This is a genomic window from Brucella sp. HL-2 (genome assembly GCF_025846885.2).
In the GTDB taxonomy this organism is placed as follows: Bacteria; Pseudomonadota; Alphaproteobacteria; order Rhizobiales; family Rhizobiaceae; genus Brucella; species Brucella quorumnocens.
In genome coordinates, this window is the sequence record NZ_JAOYTK010000002.1 from 47,378 (window position 1) to 64,957 (window position 17,580).

Sequence of the window (17,580 nt, forward strand, 5' to 3'; positions counted from 1 at the left end):
GACCATGGCATGACCATGGCAATAAGGCCGGATAGACCCGGCCTTATGTCTTAGCAATCAGGCTCGAAGATCTCCAGGCCAAGTATTATCAGCGCCATCGGAAGTTTCCTTATGGTGTGATTTGGTGATCGGCGAACGATCTATTGAGCTGGCTGTTGAGATCAGCGACAGTTGAAGGAATGCCAACGGCTAACTGCTGAAGGGTAGCAACACACGCCTGCAATTTGGCTTGCAACGCACTCAGTCCGGCGAGGTCAACAGTTGGCCCAACAGTGACATTCAGCGCGTTTTGGATATCCTCCGCCGTGCTGCGGGCCTGTTCTACAGCCTGCTCGCCATCCACGTGCGGCGCGATCGAGTTCCCAGACGATTCTCTGTTGCTCGCGAAAGTGCCGCCAGTATCAATGCTGAGCTTGTCGCGAAGGCTGGTTGAACTGTCGCCAAGCCAAAAGTCACGGTCAGCTGCCCATCCGAAATAGCGATTCAGGTCGCGTTTCAGGCCGTCTTTACGATTTGCCTGGATAGATACTTGCTCTTCGAATGTATCTCCTGGACTGTGTGACAATAAGCTGGTTGCAGTCGTTAAGCCTGCTCCTACTGTTGCGGCCTTGCCCAGCGCAGCAGTGATGGCTGACCATGCTCCATTTCCCCCGGCAGGTGTTTTAGTTTCTGGATTACCTGGAATGCCGCCGCCAGACGCACCAAGGCGCGCAGCAGCAGCATCAAGGGCAGCCGCGGAGCCTTTCAAAGCCGTACCAGCAGTGATTAGATCCCACCCAGCTTTGACGAGCATTGCGACAGGTCCGCCCACAGCGACTGTTCCGCCGAGTGCCAACCCGCCCCACGCGACAGGGTTGCCGTCACGAAGTGACTGCTGGAAGTTATTGATCACGCTGGCCATCGTGTTCAACCCAGACGAGATCGTATCCATCGGCATAACAGCTGCCGATAAATTTGACATAGCGTCTTTGAACGCATCGAACGCAGCAAACGGGTTTTCTGCCTGAATGGTATCTGCCGCCTTCAGACCGTAAGCATTCGGACCACGCTTCTCCACCTGTCTCTGGTATTGGTCGAACTGTTGAAGAGCAGCGGCAAGCATGTCGCCACCAAGTCGGTTCGACATGATTTTTCCAACATAGGCTGCGACCTCGCCGGGGTTGTCTGTGTCAATCCCCTTCTTTTTCAACGCTGGCATTACAACGCCATGCATCCACTCCAAAGGATTAGCGAAGAAACGATCTGCTTCAGTGAGCGTGCCGGATTCTACGATCTTGCCCTTTGAATTTCTGACAACCCCTTGCCTTAAACCCAATTCATCTTGGAGATCGAGTGCATACTTTGCGGACTTACCACTTGCCAGATTATCGAATGCAGCACGCATCTTACTGCCCGCGTCAGAACCCCCTGTTTCCGCCGCCATAAGTGGGCCCCATAATGACATGAAGTTGTCGCCATATGCCTTACCGGGCGCTCGCCCGTACTTTTGCATCTGCGCGAAAGCTTCAGGATCGATATCTTTGCCGATAATTTGTTGCATTCGCAAATAACTATCGAGCATCTTCTCGTATCGCTGTGGCTCTTGAACACCACGATTGTCCATGGCCTTGTTAAAGGCACGGAGACCATCCACCGCACCCTCTTTGCCAAAAAGGTTCTTCAGGACAAGCATGGCCCGCATCATCGGGTCAGCCATGCTCAAGGCGGTATCTGTATCGATGGCGTTAAGAGACGAGTCCTTCAAAACCTCAAGGACTTCAGCCTTATTCAAATTGTATTTCGAAACGTACTTATCTGCCGACATATCGATCTTTCCACGCTCACTTTCGGACAGGCCAGCATATTTCATTTCGGCTTGCTGGACCCGTTCGCGTGAAGCGGCTGTCAGCGCTTCGCGTCCACCTCTGGCTGCTGCATGTGTGGCACCGTAAACGCCAAGTGTGCCTGCGCCAAATCGAGCAGCCTCACGGAAACGCCGCATTGCAGACTCTTGACCATCCCCAAGGCGTTTCCATTCTGCCCGAACAGCGGTCAGATGGGATACTGTTGATTGACGCCAAACTGAGATGTCGTTTTTGCGCATAGCGGCGTTGAGATTTCGAGATTGAAAACCGCTAATCAAATTATCCCAGCTGCGCCGCACGAGATCCAACTCTCGCGGAGTGGCCTTCAGTTTATCAAGCTGGCGCTGCATTCCCAGACCCCAAGGGGTGGCATTTAAGCGTTTGGAATCCTGCTCAATTTGCCGAAGCGCATTGCTGACGGTCTGAGCCTCTTTTGTATCAGCTTTCACTCGGAGCAAGAGTTCACCGATTAACGTCCGTGCCATTCTGGCCTCCATCGTTAGTATTTTCAGGAATTCTAACGATTACGAAGGTTTTGAACCCTAGCTGAATCCGGCGTCTGATGCGGTTCAGAAAAGGTTCTTCATACATCTGACGTTAATTTAAAAAAGGGAATAAAAAATGGATATCGAAACGAAAAACACACCTGTACCGATGGCTTTTCTCTTAAATCGTCCACGTCTACGTAGAAAAGACGTTCCCGAATACATGCTTACGGTCCATGGAATCGAAATTGCTTACGCCACGCTTAGGAAACTCGCCAGTGTCCGCTGTTGGCGGCCCCCGCCGCACAGCGCTCCACACGTTGAGGCATCCGACCCGAACATCATCATGAGGTGCTGACCTCGGAAAGGACCATGACCCCGGCAAGGATTTAGCACATGCTTGACAAGGAGACGCAATTAAAGGGCCGAAACACAGCATCGGGCCACGAATTCGGGGAGCGTAAAGACTACGAACCCTTCGCTGACATTGCGGAACGATTACCCCGGTACATAGAAGAGGTTTACAATGCCAAACGGATACACTCAGCTCTTGGCTATCGATCACCAGTAGAATTTAAAACCCGACTTACCCAGCAGGCGGTTTAGTTTCGAGCTTCGCTGGTCCAGCCAATGGGGTTCACTCCACTTCTCCCCAAATATTCGGAATAGTATATGCAACTAAAATCTGAGTTGTAAACTCCTAAGATCGTCGGCTTGCGCGCGAACTCTCCAAGGTTGTGTTTGATTAGCTACAAGTTGAAGAAAGCATTTAAATTTTAGGCAATTAATAAGGATATACAATTAGTCATAAAAACACTTTGATGAAAGAGTTGGCGGCTCATTGTCGCGACTTAACACCATAGGAGAATACAACAATGACTAATAAGTATGGCAAAACGCTTTCGAAGAACGTCGACGCCCTGAAAACTCGTCTCAGCAATCAGTCTCCGAGTAACTGTGCTTCCTGCAACAACAGCGCAAACTAACAGCGCTGCATTGTAAATTAGTCACCCCGGCATCTTCTATGTCGGGGGACTCCATTCGGTGGAACAGGGCATGTACTGTATACAATCTTTTGGGCTCAATCCGTTCCAGAATGGGCTTCTGGTGCAGACAAGCCGAGGTTTTTTTGAAATCAACGAAGCGAACGTCTGCCGCCTTATCACGGCGCTTCCGCGACAAGGCTTGGTTTCAAAAGACGACCTATATATTTTGCTCAAAAGACATATCGGCGATGACGGCAAGGAAGTGCTGGCATATCTTGGTGAGGTTCTAGGCATCGTGTCCGAAACGAAGCTTACTCCCTCCTCTCTGTCGGTCATAACGTCATCAAACAGGCTGGCCGAAGTGGCACGAGTACTCAATTTTGAATTATCGAATCATCCGATGGCACCAAAAGCAGATGTAAACGTGCTGTTGTTTGAAGGGACGCCGGACGAAGATATGGTGCGAAACACCATGCAGCATCAACCGGGCGTAAGTCGGCTTGTAATTGGATTTCTGGCGCGGAACAATTTTGTGGTCAGCTCTGTCTGGTCGGCAAACTCAAGCTTGCCGTGTCCAATGTGTGTAATCGACTTTGCTCTTGACCGAGTATTCTATGATCCTAAAGACACTGTGATGGGCTTGTCTGATGTCTATAGCTTGGCCCGCAGCTTGGGGACAACGGAACCACATATCCCATTGGCTGATTTGGATATAGCCTTTGTTCTAAGGTATTTAAGGCAGCATACAGATGCTTTGACTGGAATGGGTTTCGGTGGGTTTGCGCCGTTCGATCCGCTCATGGCGTCAATCATCGATTTCACTGCCCTGAACCGTCAATCAGTCCGAGTTCCTTTCTCTCCTCTGTGCGATTGCATTCATCGTTACCCCGTGAACCAGGCGGATGGAGCACACCACAATGCATGAGATAGAATCTAATGTGGCAGCCGATCACATTGATCGGCGCATCTTGCGCGATGCCTACGTATTTCACACCCGCGCGCACCATCGCGACAGCGTCCCATGGTCAGCTATGCCGCCATCTGTAACAAATCTGAGCGACGAACATATTAGTTCTTTTCAGTGGATGGAGCACGTATTCGGTGGGGAACGAATTGAGCCATCAAAACATTCGACCCCCGTTGAGAAGTCTCGAAAATCTTCAGCGTCCGCTTTCTGCGCCCTTGAAGGTCTTGCATATGAATCATTGATGCATTTGCTCGCCGCTTCGTTTGGTGAATCACAGGATGCACCTCACACGCGCCCTTATCCAAGCGGCGGGGCGATGTATAGCGGTCAGGTCACGATCTACACCAAGCATGTCTATGGACTTGAACGCGGTGTCTATCATTATCTTCCGCGCGCACAGCAACTTGAACGGCTGAACGCACAGCCGGAACAAGAGATAGAAAAGCACCTGTTCCTCGGTGACAACAAGCCACTTCGTGACTACGCGTTCTTTGTGCTCTATTCAAGCATGCCGACATTGACCATCGCCAAATATGGCATGCGCGGTTATCGTTTATCATGCATTGAGATCGGGTCTATGTATCAGTCTCTGATCATGCAATCGGAGAAACTCGGATTGCGCTCTCGAGTTTGGGGCGGCTTTGCCGATGAAGCACTGGCGCTTGCCATGGGCATCGACCCACGCGTGTCATGGCCCTTCATCTGCCATCTTGTTGGTCGGGAGGCGTTATGATCGGTCCCTGCTTTCCACGTTTCTACATTTCCCAGTCTGCTAACAAGCAACTACCCTTAATGGTGGTTGGTCGCATGGGGGAAACGCGCGGCAGCTGCGCGACCGGTTACGATCGCCAAACCGTGGTGCGATCTGTCGGCGAGGCACTGGAAAGGCAAATGTCTTTTAGCCGAATGCCGCCCGCACGCTTCCACAGCCGGCTGGATGAGTTGGAAGAAGGAATATCGTTTTGGTTCAAATCCCTTTTTCAAGCGGCTGCGCAATCGGACCTTCTTGATCATAAGTTTGCCTGTGTTGAAGCAACTCGTTTACGCGATGGCACGAGGGTTATCATTCCTGCCGTGGCGCTTACCCTCGCTCCACACCCTGACGAGCGTTTTATGCCCAATCGGGATAGTTCCGGCTGCGCTATTCATCCAGACCCGGATAGGGCCTTGGAAACTGCTGTGTGTGAGCTTGCAGAGCGACAGGGGCTAACGCTGTTTTGGTACTTCGGACATCTGAACCAAGCAACTGAACTGCGTCACGCGGATATCGATGTCACGAAGTGCGCCGAAACGATGCGAATACTACAGTGGTATCATTCCGACCCCAGCGCACGCGTATTTCTTTTAGACGTCTCCGTCATTGCCCCTTATCGCAGCATACTAGCTATCTATGTCAACACTAAAGGCCCTGTTTATTTTGCTGCTGGTGGTTCCGCCAGCCGAGATGCTTCAGAAGCGGCGAGAAAGGCTCTGATAGAACTTTACCAAGCTTATGTGCTGACATATCAAAGTCTTGGTTGTGAAACGACCGAGAGCGATTTTGTTGAAAGCGCTGATGACATCACTAAAGGCTATCTCTCTTTTAACAAACTAGAGACCGCTATTGAGTTTACCTCGCTGGCTGAAAACCGAATGATAGACCCTGCCCACTTTTGGGAACACTCCCAGTGGCCCACGGATTTAGAGACTGTTGATATCCTTTCCTACCAGCAGACATTGTCCTTCGGGCGGCTGTGCACATCGTTGACCTACGTTGTGACGCTCTGCATGCCCGGATTTCCGCTCATGTCAATCGAAGACCAGGCAAGCAATGCCGAATTACAAGCAGCTTCAAATTTTGGCTACAAGTGCCAAATCAGGACTGGGGCTGTGCCTTTCGCATGAAGCAAACTGCATTCCCATTTCGCCAGATTGTTGCAACGCTGAGCGGGCGTTCACGCCTACTCTTTGCCACTTCGACAGTCCTGTTCGCCGTGGTTTCCGCTCTTCGCGTTACGGCACCTATTGTTTTTGCTTGGATCGTCGCCAGTGTGCAGGACACAGCCAGCGGTCTAATATGGGGCGCGGTCACTTATGCGGCACTGTTCTTCTGCATACGTTTTCTAGAGGAATTGCGCTTCGCCTTTTACGTCTCCTTCGAACAGGAGGTACAGAAAGCCGTAGCCCTTCGCACCATCGACATCTTCTTCCGGATTCCTCTATCCTCATCACAGGCAAGGTCGCCGAGCGAAAACGCTATAGCCGTAGACCGGGGGCTCAGCGGATTACGAGCGGTCCTTTACAATGGCATTTTCGCGCTTGCGCCTGTTTGCATTGAAGCTACTGTGCTACTCGTCATCATTGGATTTCGTATCAACCCATTGTTGGCCGCATTGGCAATCACCATCTTGGCCGTTTTCTTATGGGCCACCACTCGGCTGTCAGAACGCACGCGCATCCTTCAAGAAAAATGGTTTGCATTATCATCGGTGAATTACAAGATACTCTCCGAAAATCTGCGGTCCTACGAGACAATCCGCTCATTTGACCAAGGCGATTGGGCGCGCGACAGGTACGGCAAGGCGACAAATGGCTTCATCGAACAAGTGATCTCTTCATTGCGGCCCGGAATTATTCTCGGACTTGTGCAGGGTTTGCTGCTGGCGCTTCTCATGGGATTGACCGTTGGCACGGTCATGGCAACCAACGTTCCAACCGGCGAAAAAGTGGCGACCCTTGTGCTAGTCAACGGGCTCCTGCTGCAGATCGTATCGCCGTTGCTTCAATTCTCCGGTGCATACAGGCTCTTCATTCAGGGCCTTGCCAGTGCACGTCAATTGCTTGACCTTCTCGACACGCAACCAGTTCCAGCCAAGATCGGTCATGAACGACTCCAAAACAGTGGCGAATTCCGTGTGTCCGGACTGACGGTTGCATATGACAAGGCAATAGTTCTGGACATCGATGAACTCACCATTCAGGAACGTAAACTAACCACGATAAGTGGCGCCTCAGGCTCAGGCAAATCGACCTTAGCCCGCTGCCTAGCTGGATTATGCCAGCATAGTGGCACGATCTACTCACAAAGGAACTCCGATCGCATCTTCTACATGACGCAGGATGTGCATGTTTTCGATGTTACGATTGAGGAAAACATTACGCTCGGACTTCCCTTTTATCCGGACAGGATGTTATGGGCTCTCCGAAGGGCCGGGATTTCAGAAAGCGAATATGAGACCCTTGCTGACCGGGGCGTCGGAGAGAGCGGTATGAATGTGTCCGGCGGCCAGCGTCAGCGCATCGGCCTTGCCCGTATGCTTTATCACGATGCAGAGGTGTTGATCTTCGACGAGCCTACTTCGGCGCTAGACGCGAAAACCGCCCATCAGGTTCTTTCAACCTTACGGGAACTCTCACAGGAGAGGACCTGTATTGTGGTCACTCACGATCCCCGTTGCGTTGCCATCGCCGATGTAAATATACATCTCGTCGAGGGCAACGTATCCATAGATGATCGTTCCACGATCTAGGTGAAGTAGCCAGTTTTAATCTGGATTGCCGCGTATGGGTTTTGAAAGCACCTCGTTTCGCTTGACAGCTCGATACCGGTTGATCCGCGCCGATATTGCGCGCCTGTTCCGATTATGCCGTGCAACGATCAGCCGGATTGTCGCTCTGAACAGGGTCACAACGTGATGGGGGGGCGGACGAAAACTTGGACTACCAGGGAGGTAGTTCATGTAATCTTACGCAGACAGAATGCAAGCAGTCGCGCTGTACATCAAGATGGGCAAGATGAGCCTTGGCGCTGCAAGAGCCGCTTCTAGCACTTTCATCGGCTAAACCTCCCGTTGGTCACAAGGAGAGGTGCGATAGCTTGATTGTCTGCAAGATCGCCTGGTTCGAATACGCCTGAAATGTCACTTTCACGCAGAGCAATAACACCGGCCGCATAACGCGTTACAAGTTCGGTGATTGAAAGGCCTGAGCGCGCAGCTTGCTTCTCGAGTGCAGCTCTCAGAGAAGAAGTGACCGTGACTGCCCTTAATGGCAGAACCGCTTTTTCGGATACGTCCATTTTAGGACTCCATATGTTGATTTTCACACGGAGACCTTATGAAAACGCCGGACCGAAGGTTATTCCCCCGATCCGGCGAATTCGGCAACTGCGTCAGACGGCAAATTTACGGTCTGTCACCATCTCTCGTACTTCTTGGAGGTATCGCACTACTGAAGCGTGATTGCGCTCTCCGCCCCTCAGTAGCTCAAGTGCAGCTTCGTCGCTGTGAATCAGCATTAAGAAAGCAGCTGCATGAATCCTGATTGAAGCTGACGGGCTGACTTGCTGTGCGATGCGATACTCGCGACATAGCCGCCGTACCACTCGATCAGACAAGCCTGAAACATGCGTGGCCTGCTTGACGCATAGTGTGGCATCAGATGGACTGAAAATTAGTGGTGGAATATCAAGCATGGTCCATCACTTCCTTCCGTCAACAATTGCATGGTAGAGATCATCTTTCGCAGCGTAGAATGACACTCGCCTGATAAAATCTTCCGGTGCAACGTTCAGTCGCTTTGCACGACGATTGATGATGAGCCGCTCATTATAAGAAACCGGAAAAGTGATAAAAGCCGATTTTTGTGCTCGGCTACGACGCGGCAGACCCCAGCGATACCAAACAGCTCGAATTGTTGCCGGATTTGTTTTGTCTCCAAGAATTTCCGCGATTTCTTTGGATGAGCGACCCCGACCAGTCCAAAACGCAATCTGGCCGATTTTCTTGGAACTCCATTTTTTGACAGGTGTACGTTTTGGCGTTTTCAAAACGGAGCAACCTCCTGCGTTGCTGTCGCTGTCATGATAGAAACCATGTCATCCGCAAGCGTCTGGACGCGTTCGATAAATCTCTCGGTCAGGGCGCTGGCTTCAGCATCAACCATTCCAGTAACGCTCAATGCGTTTTGCAAGGCGGCTCTCAGGTGATCCCTGTACAGGCTTGTGACAGGGGTACGTGTGTGTTCGGCTAAAGACAGCCCGGCAAACGAAAGCGCTGCCATCTGCACAAAAAGCACGTGATCCAACATTCTGTTGAGCTGTCGCTGCGCATTTTTCTGAGGTCTAGCGTTCATTGCATACTCCCTTCCGAAATATCCAGAGCAGCAACCATCGCCATCGCTAATTCGACCGACTGATCTGCAAGCGTAGCTGTCCAAGCAATTGCAGTTTCATTATCCAGACCGGATTCAGTGCATTCGCACAGCAACAAACCACGAAGGCCGTCAGCAAAAAAATCCTCCGGTGTGGTTTCGCCGCGTTTGAGGCGATCAAATGCAATCATCGTCAGCGCGATGGTGCGCGGAAATAAATCACTGGAAAAGATGGTTTCAAGCTCGCGGAGAGCCTGTTTCTGATGGTGTTTTCCTTGCATCAAAACTCACCTTTCCAAATGACGAGAGTGCCTTGATCGCGCAATTCCTGAGCGGCCTGTCGGGCATCCTCAACGGTGTGATAATCGGCAATGGTCGCAATCCCACCGTCAAAATGCATATCGACAATCCAGACGGTGTTCCCGGTCTCAGAGCTTACGCCAGACCAGATTTCCACGTGGGTTTCAGTGGACAATTCTACGGTGTTTTTCATAATGCCCTCGCTTTGATCAGGTTTGTTTCTGTGATCGCTGCACATGCTTCCATCGCCGTCTTCTTCATCAGGTGCTATCCATGCTGCAATGCGAAAAATGCACGTGTCAGCCCAAGCTGCCTGTTCCGGACACTCCACAGATACGTCCATCAATGCTCGTGCGACCGTGCGGAAATAAACGATAGGATCTGAGGTGTTCTTGGCACCGAGCAGGAACATACACAAACTCCCATCAGCCTTGAAATCGCCCGTGGAACCGCCGAGGGGTGTGTCCAGCCTGTGATGGTTGGATTCATCCCGAAGACAAGCGTTAAATGCAGCACGCATCTCACCAGTTTTGGAAAAACCATTCATGCCGCCCTCCGCGCGGAGAGGTTGATGACGTGGCCATCTCCCCGCCTGTTTGGAATGTTATAGATGACTTCCAACGCGGCCTTGTGGATAAGGCTCGGCATTGCGTCGATTGCATTCGACGGCTTAGTTTCGGACCATGCGAAAAGATCAAGCTGGCTCATGCGGCCCTCGCTTCGCGTTTCCAATTTTCGACAATCCGCGGAAAAAGTGTCCCCGCCATCACACGTTCGATCGCTATCGAGATATGATGCAGTGGCAGACCAAGGCTTTTGACAAAGGCCTTGGCGTCTTCTGGATTTTCAAGCTTTGGAAAAGGTTCGCTCGCTCCGCTCACGCTCGCGTACGTAGATGCCGCTTTCTTATCCTCCAAAGCCCCATGATCTGACGGTGTTTGTGATTTTGAATTTAAAGATGAATGTAAAGGTGGTTGTGGTTGTGGTTGTGACTGCTTTTCATCGGCTTTTGGCCGATTGAAAGCCGAATTAAAGCTAGGCTTTTCATCGGCTTTTTCAGAGTTACGTGGGCGACCGCCTTTCTTGCCGTTCTCAGACAGGTTTTTATGCTTGGCTTCAGACTGTGCGCGAATGTCAGCTGTGCGCTTGTGAACCCATAAAAAATCAAACAGAGGCGCTAAAGTTTCACGGATCGAAAACCAGCGATCTGCATCCACATGAGCAATCCGGCGAAGCCTTTCCTCATCGTGCGGCAGTTCACCGTGTCGCCATTGATGGAGGCGCAAAAACATATGCGCCCCATATTCCTCGGCGCTGAGGCCTGACGCTTCCGCCAGCTCATCACCTACATAAATCTGCATCCACGGAAGATCGATCATGCGTCACCGCCTGACGCCATGTTCAGAAACTCCCGAAGAACACCCTCTGCCTCGTCTGGGAAAAAGCTGACGCCTACGCTCTTAAGCAAATCAGCCCAATCCGACTCCGGTTCGAGTGCGCCATCCCAAGCGGAACTAAAAGCCTGAAGAATGGCTTCGTCAATAACGTCTGTCGTGTCACGCAGATCATTAAGAGCCGATACAGCTTCCTCATAAGCGTCATCACTCGAATGGTCGCGCTGGCCCTCCCAATAGTCTGCCTGACGCTGGAGACTGTCTTTAATGAATTGAATTGTTGTGGTAATGCTCGTCATATTCACTCTCGTTCTTAACTGGATTGGTTTGAATTCCGGCTCGGCATTGAGGCTGCAACCTCTGTCGGGCCTTTTGCTTTCTTGGTCATGATTGGCCACCGATGTTTGCACGAAGGCCAAGGCTTGCAGCCAGCGGCGCGACTGGCACCACAATTCTTCCTCCCACTTTGATTGTCTGGAAATCACCGCGCTTGGCAGCGTCATATGCTGAGCAACGGCCAAGGCCAAAAAACAGCTTTCCTGCATCAACAACTGAAATTGTCGGCTTTGTCAGGGCTTCTTGTAGCGTCATGTCTGATCCTATCTTTTATAAGCGCCATAGGCGCTACTTGTGCCGATTTTTAACTGTTAAGAGATTTTTCATCGTTTCGCAATAGATATTGTGCTACTTGTGCCGATTTTGTATGAGTTAGTAACAGGAAGGGCGATGAGATGGTTAAGCCGCGTGAAAACAGAATTCCGATTATGATGTCGGATGAAGAGCTAGAGGCTGTGGATGATTGGCGTTTTAAAAACCGCATCGCGACGCGATCCGAAGCGGTCAGGCGTCTGATCCAAATCGGCAATTCGTTGGAGTGGGTGATACCCGCCGCAACTGATCACTCAGAGTGGCTAGTTCATGAGGCGCGGCAATTATTCGATTACGCTCTCCTGAAGTCGGGAACAGCTACAAATGAGAATAAAGAAATATTTGATTTTTTTGTCGGATATTCCGAGAATATTTTAAGAAGAAGTGAAGCTATTCACTTAATGCTGATGCGTGAGAACAATAGAATTATTCCTCTTTTAGACGAAGCTCACATATCGGAAGCAATTAACAAGGCTGGTGCTGGTGAGAACCAAATAAGCAAAATCATTTCCGCTTATGCGTCCGACGATGAAAGGTACTCTGATGTAACGGCAATTCGCGATATCAGCCAAAAAATGACATCCGAGGAAAGGAAAGCGCATGAAGAAATGACACCAGAACAACGTATGGCGTTCTGGACAATACGAATAGCCGAATATCGGAAATCCTTACCGGCATACAACGACGATGAGGAGAGCAAGTCGTGAAAGGTCATATCCGCGAGCGCTCGCCCGGCAAGTGGGCGATAGTTATTGATGTTCCTGATCCTGAGACAGGAAAGCGTCGACGTAAGTGGCATACGTTTCACGGCACTAAGAGGCAGGCCGAAACCGAGAGTGCTCGACTGATCGCTGAACTGGATGGCGGAAGCTATATCGAGCCAGCGAAAACGACCGTGCGAGAGTATTTTACGCGCTGGTTGGCGCACGAGAAAGCCAACGTCTCACCTAAAACGCACCAGCGGTATGAAGAATTGCTCCTGAAGAATATCGCCCCGGTCATTGGAGCTGTCACACTCAATAAGTTAACTGCTGCCAGAATAGACGGCTGCTGGGCGCACTTGCTTGAGAGTGGACGAAGGGACGGGAAGGGCGGTCTATCACCGCGAACAGTCCATCACTGCCGCCGCGTGATGCTAACGGCAATGGATCAGGCTTTGAAATGGGACTTGCTCAAAAAGAACCCTGTCGCACTCACACGTCCGCCAAAGGTCGAGAAGGTCAGTATGGATGCGTACACCGCTGCGCAGACAGCCGTTTTGATTGATGAGCTTCGCCATACAAGAGTTTTCATCCCCGCGTTGCTGGCTGCGCTCTGTGGGCTGCGCCGCGGCGAAATCCTTGCGCTGCGCTGGCGTGACGTTGATCTTGATAATGGGTCGCTATCGATCAGGGAAAGCGCCGAGGAGGTCGGTAAGGACGTTCGATACAAAGAAACCAAATCGGGCAAGGCTCGCACTGTGGCGCTAGGCTCAACCGTTCGTGAAGAACTCAAGAGCCACAAGATCGCCCAAGCGGAAGAACAATTGAAGCTTGGCATTCGGCCAGACGCAAATTCTTTCGTGGTGGCCCAGATCGATAGCAGGCCATTGAAGCCCACTTCTCTTACTCACGAATGGGTGAGATTGGTGGCAAAGACTTCGCTTCCGCGCATCCGGTTTCATGATCTGCGTCACTCTCATGCTACTCAGCTTTTGGCCGCTGGTGTCCATCCGAAGATTGCCAGTGAGAGGCTGGGGCATTCGACCATCGGCATCACGCTCGACCTTTATTCACATGTCATGCCGGGAATGCAGGCAAATGCGGCAGAACAAGTTGACGCCGCTATAAAAGCTGCTAAGAAGTCACTCGCTGAGTGAATGGGTAGCAAATCGGTAGCAATCACTGATTTGAGGCTTTTCTGAAACCGAGAAAAGTACAACCATTACAAATACTTGGAGGGGTGGCCGAGCGGTTTAAGGCACCGGTCTTGAAAACCGGCGTGCGAGAGATCGTACCGTGGGTTCGAATCCCACCCCCTCCGCCATTTAGTTTTCTATGCACATCTCTATTTGTCGAAAGCCCATGAAACTCTGGGCTTTGACTTCTATTTCTACATCCATCCTCGTCTATACATAACCACTGCAAGGGGCACGCTTTGTGTATATTCTGTGTAGTGAATGGGCGGGATGAAACGACGTGTATACGGTGTGGAGAATGCTTACATTGCCATACGCGGCGATCAAAAGAGACATCTTGCCACGCTGCTGAATCGCTAGGATTTTCGGCTTTTATTGCGCCTGTTGGTGTTACAGTCTGGTACAATTGCTAGGGAGGACAGGGTAGGGGATGAAAGCTTTGTTGAAAATTACGATCCAGTTGAAAGTTGTCGTGCTTTTGTTGTTAGTGGCGTCAACTTAGGGGATGGCTGCCACAGCCGAAACTCTGTCCAAAGAAAAGGAAACCCTTTGGATAGAGGAAAATCGACCGCTTCTCCTTGAGCGTCTGAAAGATTCTGCCGATGCTAGGTTCAGCGACGAATTTGTGTCCTATAGGTCAGGCTCTCCAGTCGTATGCGGGAGAGTGGAATCGAAGAATAGCTTTGCTGGCAACGGCGGTAGCAGGCGCTACATGGGAGCTGGGAAAAGCATAGGTGCATTCACCGAAGACGATACCGTTGAATTCGCAGAAGTTTGGGATGCGGCCTGTTCTTAAAAGATTGAAAAGGCAATGATTTGTGGGCGCCAATGGGCCCTCTCTGTTGAATATGGAACCAATCTAGCCGCCGCTCATTGGGCTATTGCATGGTTTCGAGATGAACAGGAGGTATTGATCCATGAAACAGGTCAGCCCGCGTGAAGCACGGCAAGGCCGAGAGGGCAAACCAGTTCTGATTATCTTGCTGGTGAGTATTGCCGCGGCAGCAGTGGTTTGGTTTCTCGTCGAAATTTTCGGTAATGTAATTGCTCCTGACGTTCCTTCAAATAGCGAAGGCTCAATTCCGCCAGCAGCAACAGAAACGGTGCCTCCTGCATCAGGGCAGGGCCAGTAAAACGATCCCTAATTAGGGCATCAAAGGCTTTTCTATCCCAGCAAGTTGGAACAAAAGCCGTTCCTTTCCGTTGAAGGGAATGGAGCAATTCTGGGCCGAATTCACACACGACAATTTAATAAGCCTGCCAGTTGTTCTGGCGCGTATGCTGCTGGCAACGTTACTGGGAGCAATTATCGGGCTTGAACGTGAATGGCGGCAAAGACCTGCCGGATTAAAGACCCATATGATGGTCTGTTTGGCTTCGGCGACCTTTACCATCGTCTCACTTGAACTGGTGAATGTGCCTGAGTTTGATGATCAGAATATCCGCATGGACCCGTCACGTCTGGTAGAGGCGATCACAAGCGGTGTCGCATTCCTGGCTGCGGGCTTCATCATTTTCGCCAAAGGCAAGATAACAGGAATAACCACAGGTGCCGGCATGTGGTTAGCCGCGGCAATTGGCTTGGCCAGCGGGCTTGGGCTTTGGCATATCGCAATCATGGCGACAGTCATTGCTGTCGCCATGTTGATCCTTGTCGGTAAACTGGAGCAAAAGGTTGCTTCGGACAATAGCAAACCGAGTTAAGCACTCTGCTTACAAGAAACAGCTCAGAGCGGAGCGAGAGCCTGTTCGATTGTGTCCTTCAAAACGAGCCGCTGTTTGCGAAGGTTCGTTTCCTCCTCCTGGCTGACGGGTGCGATCTTAGTTTCCGCGCGATGGATACGGTCATTGACTGAATCGTATTCTTCAAGAATGCGGGCAAAGCGTGGATCAGCTGCCTTCAGCGCATGAATAGTGACAAGCTTTCCTGGAAACTCCTCACCGAGGGTGTGTGGTGTATTGGACATATAGTTCTCCTTCCTTTGATAAGAAGCAGGTTGGCAGTTGTCCGACGGAGTCTCATTGATCCCGATCAATAGGGAGGAATATCAGCACATGCAGATAACGCATGGCTGACATGCAAAGTCCGATGTTTAAACAGCGACTGAACAACACCATCTTTTAGGAAGCGGACCAGTAGAGCGTCCGTGATGGAGATGAAAATGTTTGCCCGTTTTAATAATCGTTTCGGTCGTGCTTTTGCGCAATTCGGCAGTGCCGTCCGCGCGTCTGCTGCCCTGCGAGTCGGTCATCAACCGACTGCCAGAGACCTTGAGACGCTCGGCATCGACGTGGCTCAGTTCCGTAAAATCAATGACTAAGATTATAATTGCTGAATGACATAAAGCCCCGGTTTTCCGGGGCTTTATGCTTTTTAGTCTTCGTCGGTAGCCATTTGCTTGAGCAATTCGCCTTTGCCACGTTGACGCATGATCATCGGCACGACCACAGCGGCGAGTGCCAATGCGATCAATGTCACCGACACCCATGAGTTTATCAGCGTCATCGGGTTTCCCTGACTAATCTGCAGTGCTTGGCGGAGGCTTTTCTCTGCCATCGGCCCAAGAATAAGTCCCACGACGACAGGAGCAATCGGGTAGGAAAAGCGCCGGAGCACATAACCGAGCAGGCCGAATGCCAAAAGCAGGCCAAGCTCGAACGAAACCGGAAGGCCGAATAGCATCGATGTCGATGCATTGGCGCCAATGGTGCCGAGTGTGGCGAACACCAGAATACCCGCATAAAGCCAGTGGCGTGGGATGGTGAGCATCTTCACCCATAGACCGATAAGCGGCAGGTTCAGAACCAGCAGCATCAGATTGGCGACCAGAAGACTTGCGACAAGCCCCCAAACCAGTGGAGCATTTGTCACAAAGAGCAACGGTCCAGGCTGCAGACCGAATTGCTGGAACCCGGCAAGCATGATTGCAGCCGTCGCTGTCGTTGGCAGCCCGAGCGTAAGCAAGGGCACGAGAGTACCTGCAGCTGATGCGTTATTCGCGGCTTCCGGCCCTGCAACGCCCTCGATCGCGCCTTTACCGAACTCTTCCGGATGTTTGGAGAATTGACGTTCTGCCGAATAGGAAAGGAAGCTCGACACGTCTGCGCCGCCTGCAGGCATTGCGCCGATAGGAAAACCGATTGCGGTTCCTCGCAACCATGGCATCCAAGAGCGCTTCCAGTCATTCTTGGTCATCCAGACAGAGCCTTTGACCGCAATGACTTCATCGTCAGGGCTCAATTTTTTGGAAACGACCGCAAGCGTTTCTCCGATCGCAAAGAGTGCCACCGCGAGCGTGGTAACATTGATGCCGTCGAGAAGGTTCGGTGTCCCCATCACAAGACGTGCCTGTCCGGTCAGTTGATCTATGCCGATCAGGCCAAGCGTCAGGCCGACGAAAAGTGAGGTGAGGCCGCGCAAAGTGGAATCGCCAAAGGCTGCCGACACCGTCATGAAAGCGAGCAGCATCAATGCGAAATACTCAGATGGACCGAAGGAGAGGGCGAATTTCACCACCCAGGGGGCAACGAATGCCAGTGCCAGTGTAGCGATAAGCCCTGCAATAAAGGAGCCGATGGCGGCGGTCGCCAGTGCTGGCCCTCCACGCCCCGCTCGGGCCATTTTATTGCCCTCCAATGCAGTAACGATGGAAGCGCTTTCTCCCGGTGTGTTGAGCAGGATCGATGTGGTCGACCCCCCATACATACCGCCATAATAGATACCCGCGAACATGATGAGCGATCCAGCAGGATCGAGCTTATAGGTAACGGGTAGAAGCAATGCCACAGTGAGTGCGGGACCGATGCCCGGAAGCACCCCAACAGCCGTACCAAGCGTGACGCCAATCAGCGCATAAATAAGGTTCGCTGGTTCAAGCGCCACCAGAAGTCCGTTGGCGAGAAGAGTGACAGTATCCATTGTTATCTCG

Annotated in this window: 22 protein-coding genes and 1 tRNA gene; 11 read left to right on the forward strand and 12 right to left on the reverse strand. The window is 51.4% G+C overall.

Annotation, left to right across the window (positions count from 1 at the left end; all coding sequences use genetic code 11):
- Positions 1-109 precede the first annotated feature (109 nt).
- Positions 110-2,329: a hypothetical protein gene (locus OIV19_RS03395; protein WP_264230680.1), complete on the reverse strand. Its 2,220-nt coding sequence runs from the start codon at positions 2,327-2,329 to the stop codon at positions 110-112.
- Between the two features lie 1,044 nt (positions 2,330-3,373).
- Between OIV19_RS03395 and OIV19_RS03400 the strand changes: the two genes are divergently transcribed.
- The 4 genes from OIV19_RS03400 to OIV19_RS03415 are packed head-to-tail and all read left to right on the forward strand — an operon-like array spanning position 3,374 to position 7,791.
- A complete protein-coding gene (locus OIV19_RS03400; RefSeq protein ID WP_264230681.1) occupies positions 3,374-4,240 on the forward strand; it encodes a hypothetical protein in 867 nt (288 codons plus the stop codon).
- Positions 4,233-5,015, forward strand: coding sequence for a SagB/ThcOx family dehydrogenase (locus OIV19_RS03405; RefSeq protein ID WP_264230682.1), 783 nt, complete (start codon positions 4,233-4,235; stop codon positions 5,013-5,015). The genes OIV19_RS03400 and OIV19_RS03405 overlap by 8 nt, the downstream gene beginning before the upstream one ends.
- Complete coding sequence (locus OIV19_RS03410) at positions 5,012-6,166, forward strand: YcaO-like family protein (protein ID WP_264230683.1); 1,155 nt, start codon at positions 5,012-5,014, stop codon at positions 6,164-6,166. The genes OIV19_RS03405 and OIV19_RS03410 overlap by 4 nt, the downstream gene beginning before the upstream one ends.
- Positions 6,163-7,791, forward strand: a complete 1,629-nt coding sequence (locus OIV19_RS03415; protein WP_264230684.1) for an ABC transporter ATP-binding protein — start codon at positions 6,163-6,165, stop codon at positions 7,789-7,791. Before OIV19_RS03410 ends, OIV19_RS03415 begins: the two co-directional genes overlap by 4 nt.
- A gap of 302 nt (positions 7,792-8,093) precedes the next feature.
- Here the strand turns inward: OIV19_RS03415 and OIV19_RS03420 are convergent, their stop codons facing one another.
- From OIV19_RS03420 to OIV19_RS03460, 9 genes are all read right to left on the reverse strand, one after another.
- Complete coding sequence (locus tag OIV19_RS03420; RefSeq protein WP_264230685.1) at positions 8,094-8,339, reverse strand: hypothetical protein; 246 nt, start codon at positions 8,337-8,339, stop codon at positions 8,094-8,096.
- A gap of 402 nt (positions 8,340-8,741) precedes the next feature.
- A complete protein-coding gene (locus OIV19_RS03425; RefSeq protein WP_264230686.1) occupies positions 8,742-9,089 on the reverse strand; it encodes a hypothetical protein in 348 nt (115 codons plus the stop codon).
- The gene (locus OIV19_RS03430) at positions 9,086-9,394 is read right to left on the reverse strand and encodes a hypothetical protein (protein ID WP_264230687.1); all 309 of its coding nucleotides are present in this window, start codon (positions 9,392-9,394) and stop codon (positions 9,086-9,088) included. The genes OIV19_RS03425 and OIV19_RS03430 overlap by 4 nt, the downstream gene beginning before the upstream one ends.
- Positions 9,391-9,693, reverse strand: a complete 303-nt coding sequence (locus OIV19_RS03435; RefSeq protein ID WP_264230688.1) for a hypothetical protein — start codon at positions 9,691-9,693, stop codon at positions 9,391-9,393. Before OIV19_RS03435 ends, OIV19_RS03430 begins: the two co-directional genes overlap by 4 nt.
- The gene (locus OIV19_RS03440; protein ID WP_264230689.1) at positions 9,693-10,259 is read right to left on the reverse strand and encodes a hypothetical protein; all 567 of its coding nucleotides are present in this window, start codon (positions 10,257-10,259) and stop codon (positions 9,693-9,695) included. The genes OIV19_RS03435 and OIV19_RS03440 overlap by 1 nt, the downstream gene beginning before the upstream one ends.
- Complete coding sequence (locus tag OIV19_RS03445) at positions 10,256-10,420, reverse strand: hypothetical protein (protein WP_264230690.1); 165 nt, start codon at positions 10,418-10,420, stop codon at positions 10,256-10,258. The genes OIV19_RS03440 and OIV19_RS03445 overlap by 4 nt, the downstream gene beginning before the upstream one ends.
- Positions 10,417-11,091, reverse strand: a complete 675-nt coding sequence (locus tag OIV19_RS03450; RefSeq protein WP_264230691.1) for a DUF1376 domain-containing protein — start codon at positions 11,089-11,091, stop codon at positions 10,417-10,419. Before OIV19_RS03450 ends, OIV19_RS03445 begins: the two co-directional genes overlap by 4 nt.
- On the reverse strand, positions 11,088-11,405 hold the full coding sequence (locus OIV19_RS03455; RefSeq protein ID WP_264230692.1) for a hypothetical protein: 318 nt from the start codon (positions 11,403-11,405) through the stop codon (positions 11,088-11,090). Before OIV19_RS03455 ends, OIV19_RS03450 begins: the two co-directional genes overlap by 4 nt.
- An 85-nt stretch (positions 11,406-11,490) precedes the next feature.
- Positions 11,491-11,697, reverse strand: a complete 207-nt coding sequence (locus OIV19_RS03460) for a hypothetical protein (protein ID WP_264230693.1) — start codon at positions 11,695-11,697, stop codon at positions 11,491-11,493.
- Positions 11,698-11,837: 140 nt separating this feature from the next.
- Between OIV19_RS03460 and OIV19_RS03465 the strand changes: the two genes are divergently transcribed.
- The 6 genes from OIV19_RS03465 (at position 11,838) to OIV19_RS03490 (ending at position 15,355) form a co-directional block, all read left to right on the forward strand.
- Positions 11,838-12,461, forward strand: coding sequence for a hypothetical protein (locus OIV19_RS03465; protein ID WP_264230694.1), 624 nt, complete (start codon positions 11,838-11,840; stop codon positions 12,459-12,461).
- Positions 12,458-13,612 carry a tyrosine-type recombinase/integrase gene (locus tag OIV19_RS03470; RefSeq protein WP_264230695.1) on the forward strand — a complete coding sequence of 385 codons (1,155 nt, stop codon included), beginning with the start codon at positions 12,458-12,460 and terminating at the stop codon, positions 13,610-13,612. The genes OIV19_RS03465 and OIV19_RS03470 overlap by 4 nt, the downstream gene beginning before the upstream one ends.
- Positions 13,613-13,689: 77 nt before the next feature.
- A tRNA-Ser gene (locus OIV19_RS03475) sits at positions 13,690-13,779 on the forward strand.
- A gap of 536 nt (positions 13,780-14,315) precedes the next feature.
- Positions 14,316-14,447, forward strand: a complete 132-nt coding sequence (locus tag OIV19_RS03480; RefSeq protein WP_264230696.1) for a hypothetical protein — start codon at positions 14,316-14,318, stop codon at positions 14,445-14,447.
- A 121-nt stretch (positions 14,448-14,568) separates the two neighbouring features.
- A complete protein-coding gene (locus OIV19_RS03485) occupies positions 14,569-14,784 on the forward strand; it encodes a hypothetical protein (RefSeq protein WP_151091976.1) in 216 nt (71 codons plus the stop codon).
- A 79-nt stretch (positions 14,785-14,863) separates the two neighbouring features.
- Positions 14,864-15,355, forward strand: coding sequence for an MgtC/SapB family protein (locus tag OIV19_RS03490; RefSeq protein WP_151091978.1), 492 nt, complete (start codon positions 14,864-14,866; stop codon positions 15,353-15,355).
- A 23-nt stretch (positions 15,356-15,378) separates the two neighbouring features.
- Here the strand turns inward: OIV19_RS03490 and OIV19_RS03495 are convergent, their stop codons facing one another.
- Positions 15,379-15,618 (reverse strand): HP1242/YdcH family protein, encoded by a 240-nt coding sequence (locus tag OIV19_RS03495; RefSeq protein ID WP_095444228.1) that lies wholly within the window; start codon positions 15,616-15,618, stop codon positions 15,379-15,381.
- A gap of 195 nt (positions 15,619-15,813) precedes the next feature.
- Between OIV19_RS03495 and OIV19_RS03500 the strand changes: the two genes are divergently transcribed.
- Positions 15,814-15,972 carry a hypothetical protein gene (locus tag OIV19_RS03500; RefSeq protein WP_167388234.1) on the forward strand — a complete coding sequence of 53 codons (159 nt, stop codon included), beginning with the start codon at positions 15,814-15,816 and terminating at the stop codon, positions 15,970-15,972.
- A gap of 53 nt (positions 15,973-16,025) precedes the next feature.
- Here the strand turns inward: OIV19_RS03500 and OIV19_RS03505 are convergent, their stop codons facing one another.
- Positions 16,026-17,570, reverse strand: a complete 1,545-nt coding sequence (locus tag OIV19_RS03505; RefSeq protein WP_151091980.1) for a tripartite tricarboxylate transporter permease — start codon at positions 17,568-17,570, stop codon at positions 16,026-16,028.
- Between the last annotated feature and the right edge of the window lie 10 nt (positions 17,571-17,580).